Origin of the sequence: Terrisporobacter sp., from assembly GCF_017888745.1 — a bacterium.
In the GTDB taxonomy this organism is placed as follows: domain Bacteria; phylum Bacillota; class Clostridia; order Peptostreptococcales; family Peptostreptococcaceae; genus Terrisporobacter.
Genome location: NZ_JAGHFM010000152.1, coordinates 1 through 4,329, shown reverse-complemented (window position 1 = coordinate 4,329; position 4,329 = coordinate 1). Strand labels below are relative to the sequence as shown.

Annotated in this window: 5 protein-coding genes; 1 reads left to right on the top strand and 4 read right to left on the bottom strand. The window is 25.4% G+C overall.

Annotated elements, in window-relative coordinates; translation table 11 throughout:
- The 4 genes from J7G74_RS07540 to J7G74_RS07525 form a co-directional block, all read right to left on the bottom strand.
- A partial coding sequence (locus J7G74_RS07540; protein ID WP_297133685.1) for an ABC transporter permease occupies positions 1 to 608 on the bottom strand: 608 nt, incomplete at its 3' end.
- On the bottom strand, positions 609 to 1,286 hold the full coding sequence (locus tag J7G74_RS07535; protein WP_297133682.1) for an ABC transporter ATP-binding protein: 678 nt from the start codon (positions 1,284 to 1,286) through the stop codon (positions 609 to 611).
- A 109-nt stretch (positions 1,287 to 1,395) separates the two neighbouring features.
- A complete protein-coding gene (locus J7G74_RS07530) occupies positions 1,396 to 2,637 on the bottom strand; it encodes a sensor histidine kinase (protein WP_297133680.1) in 1,242 nt (413 codons plus the stop codon).
- A complete protein-coding gene (locus J7G74_RS07525; protein ID WP_297133677.1) occupies positions 2,630 to 3,325 on the bottom strand; it encodes a response regulator transcription factor in 696 nt (231 codons plus the stop codon). Before J7G74_RS07525 ends, J7G74_RS07530 begins: the two co-directional genes overlap by 8 nt.
- A gap of 215 nt (positions 3,326 to 3,540) precedes the next feature.
- Between J7G74_RS07525 and J7G74_RS07520 the strand changes: the two genes are divergently transcribed.
- Positions 3,541 to 4,329: HD domain-containing protein (locus J7G74_RS07520; RefSeq protein WP_297133675.1), on the top strand; the 789-nt coding region annotated here is incomplete at its 3' end.

Sequence of the window (4,329 nt, the reverse complement as noted above, 5' to 3'; positions counted from 1 at the left end):
ATCCCATTTATAACTTGGTTTCCTATTTCAAATCCTGGTCTATTGATTATACCTACTATTTTAAATTCTTTACTTTTAGCATTTATTATTTTTTCATCTTCTGATACCCAAGACCCACTTAAGTCATCACCATCTAGTGTTACCCTTTTACCTATATCTAGTTTTATAGTGTCTCCTATCTTTTTATCACTTAAAGATAAAAATAATTCACTTAATACTATCTCATTATCATTTTTAGGAAGTCTTCCTTCTTTTACAGTAATACCATAAGATTCAAAAACAGATTTATCATATGATTTTACTTCTATCAAATTTTCTTTTTTATTTTCTAATTTAGAGACTCCCAATTCTTTGCTGTAACCATATTTTGCTACTCCAGCACTTTTAGTTATTATGTTAATATCCTTTTTATTTATATTATCAAAAGTAGCATGAAAACTACCATTTACTGAGACAGTTTCCCTAATTTGCCAATCCATTAAGCTCTCAAATATATTCCCGATTCCACAAATTAATGCAGTAGATAATATTATCCCTATAATAGTAACTATTGTTCTTTTTTTATTTTCTTTTAAATATCTTAAAGTTAATGATGTGTATAAATTCATTTATATCACCTCATCACTTTTTATAATACCATCTTCTATAGTTATAACTCTATCTGCTTGAAGAGCTATATTTGGATCATGAGTTATCATTATTAAAGTTTGGTTATACTTTCTTACTGATAACTTTAATAACTCTAAGACTTCCTTTGAGTTTTTACTATCTAAGTTTCCTGTTGGCTCATCTGCAAGTACAATAGATGGTCTATTTATTAAAGCTCTACCTATTGATGTTCTTTGCTGTTGACCACCACTTAATTCATTGGGAAGATGATTTTCCCTTTCCTTTAGACCTAAAGTTTTTAATAAATCATCTAAATAATTCTTTTCTATTTTTCTATTATCTAATTCTGCAGGTAATAATATATTTTCTTTTATACTTAATACTGGTATTAAATTATAAAATTGATATATAAGACCTATATTTCTTCTTCTAAATATAGATAAATCTTTTTCTTTTAATGAGTATATATCAACATCATTAATTAAAACTTGTCCACCAGTTGGCTTATCTACTCCACCTATTAAGTGTAACAATGTACTTTTTCCACTCCCACTTGGTCCTACTATTGCTACAAATTCACCTTTATTTACAGATAAATTTATATTTTTTAATGCTTCTACCTTGGCTTCTCCCTTACCGTAGCTTTTTGATAAATTTTTTACTTTTAAAATCTCCATATTATCCTCCATGATTTTATTCTATAATTATTAATCCAGCTATCAATTAATTTTATATTTATATTCTAAAATTTTATCCTTACAGTGAGATGAATTTAAAAGTGACATATTAGTCACTATAGTTTTTATGGAAGATAATATGAAATTCAGTTCCCTTGTTTTTTTCACTCTTTGCATATATGTCACCATTTTGACTTTCTATAATTGATTTTGCCATGGCAAGACCTATTCCTACACTATCACTTTTAGAAGAGTTTTTGCCTTTATAAAATCTTTTAAATATATGAGGTAAGTCTTTTTTATCTATTCCCTCTCCACTATCTTTTATAATTATCTCTGAATATAGTGGGTTTTCTTCATAATTAATAGTTATACTACCATTTTCATTAGTGTGCTCTACACAATTTTTAATAATATTAACTAAAGCTTCACTACTCCAATTAATATCACCTATATAACTAGCTTTTTCATCTCCATTTATACTTAAATCAATATTCTTTAACTCCATAGGTATCAAACTTGGTGATATAGATTTATTTATTAATTCTTTAATATTTATTTTTTTATTTTCAAAGTTAATTACCTTGGCTTCTACTTTAGAAAGTTTTAACATACTTTTTATTAACCATTCCATCCTACTTAGCTGGGATTTTATTTTATCTAAAAACTCAATTTTAGTTTCTTTTGGTAAATCATCATACATCAAATCATTAAGTATAATTAAAGATGTCATAGGCGTTTTTAATTGATGAGATATATCTGAAATAATATCATTTAAAAATATTTTTTCTTTATTTAGAAGTTCTACTTTTTCTTTTAATATATTTGTCATTTTTAGGAGTTCTGTTTTTAAAACCCCAATTTGTCCTTCTTGATTTCTATTTTTCATTTCAAAATTTATACCTTCAGAACTATTATAAACATAGTCAGTCATATCCTTTATATCATTGTATATCTTCTTAAAATAAAATAATGATAAAATTATAAATGCTGTAGATATACAAACAAGAAATACTAAATTTACATTAATAATTTCTATTTTACTGGAATATATTATAGGTTCATTTCTTAAAGTAATATTTTCATCATAATTATACTTATCTAATATTTCTTTTCCTTTATCTATGTTTTCTTTAGAATTGCCTCGAGTTATTATATCTACAATTTCACCTTCTAATTCTGGTCTATTTACTAATATTTGTCCTAATATAGCTTGATTATTTTCTACAACTTTATCTTTGATGATATTTAAGTTAATATAAGAAACTCCTAAAGATACAAAAATAAAAATAAAAAATATGGAAATATAATATCTTATAAAACTTCTCATTTCTATATTGTGTTTAATCATTATATTCACTTCCATTCCATTTATATCCCATACCTCTAACAGTAATAATATGCTTAGGATTTGATGCATCAATTTCTATCTTTTCTCTAAGACGCTTTATATAAACAGTTAATGTATTATCATTAATAAAATCATAAGTTACATCCCATAATTTTTCTAATATCTGATTTCTACTTAAAACTATATTTTCATTTTGAATTAAAATTAGCATTAATTTGTATTCAGCAGAAGTTAAAAATATTTCTTCACCACCTTTAAATACTCTAGCTTCCAATGTATGAACACTTAAATCACCATATCTTAAAACTTTCTTACCTTTATCTTCTCCTTTGTTTCTTCTGACTACTGCTTTTATTCTAGATATAAGTTCTCTAACTCTAAATGGCTTTGTCATGTAATCGTCACCACCTATATCAAGTCCCATAACTATATTTATTTCTTCATCACAGGCTGTTAAAAATATTATTGGAATATCTTTAGATTTTCTAATTTCTTTGCAGAAATCATAACCATTCCCGTCTGGAAGCATTACATCTAAAAGTATAATATCAAAAGTTTTTGCATTTAAGATATTTCTACCACTTTCTAAATCATTGCATATGTCAATATTAAATCCCTCTTGTTCTAGGGCATATTTTACTCCAAAAGCTATTGTGCTATCATCTTCTATCATAAGGATATTAATCATAGTTACCTCCAATTTTTCCTATTATATTTACTAATTATACAATAATTATATTATTATTATAAATATAGATAAAATTACAAATTAGTCATATAAATATTTAAATCTCAAATAAATATACTTAAATTCGTTAATTAGTTATGGTAAAATTATTATATAATTAAGATTAAAATTTAAATTTTATAAATAAACGTTAAATTTAAAAAGGAGGAATTAATTTGGATTTACTTCATATATACAATAATGATTTTCCTTTATTTATAGATGAGTTAGTAGAGACTCCTGAATTTAAAAGGCTAAGTAATGTTGGTATGAACTGTGGATGTGAATACACTAGTTTTCCTATCTTTTCTAAGGGGAAAAATTATACTAGATACAACCATAGCATAGGAGTCGCTCTTATAATTTGGCATTTTACAAAAGATATAAAACAGTCCATAGCAGGCCTTTTACACGATATAAGTTCTCCTGTATTTGCCCATGTAGTTGATTTTCTAAATGGAGATCATGAAACTCAAGAGTCTACAGAAGAAAAAACACAAGAAATCATAGAAAACTCTATAGAAATACAGAAAATACTTAAAAAGTATAATTTAACAACTCAAGATGTATATGACTATCATATATATCCTATTGCAGATAATGATTCTCCTCTTCTTTCAGCAGATAGATTAGAATATACTCTTGGCAATGCTTTTTACTATGGATTTAAATCTTTGGATGAAATTAAAAGCATATATGACGATTTAGTTGTAAGTAAAAATGAGTTTGGACAAGATGAAATTTCTTTTAAAACTTTAGATAAGGCTATAGAATTTACTTCTGTATCCATACTTAATTCTAAAGTATACACCGCTGACTATGATAGATTCTCTATGCAGTACTTAGCTGATTTATTGAAATTAGCAGTAGACAAAAATGTTATTAATATAAATGATTTATATACTACAGAAAATGAAGTTATAATGAAGTTGGAAAAAGATGAAGATGTAAAATCAATGTGGGAT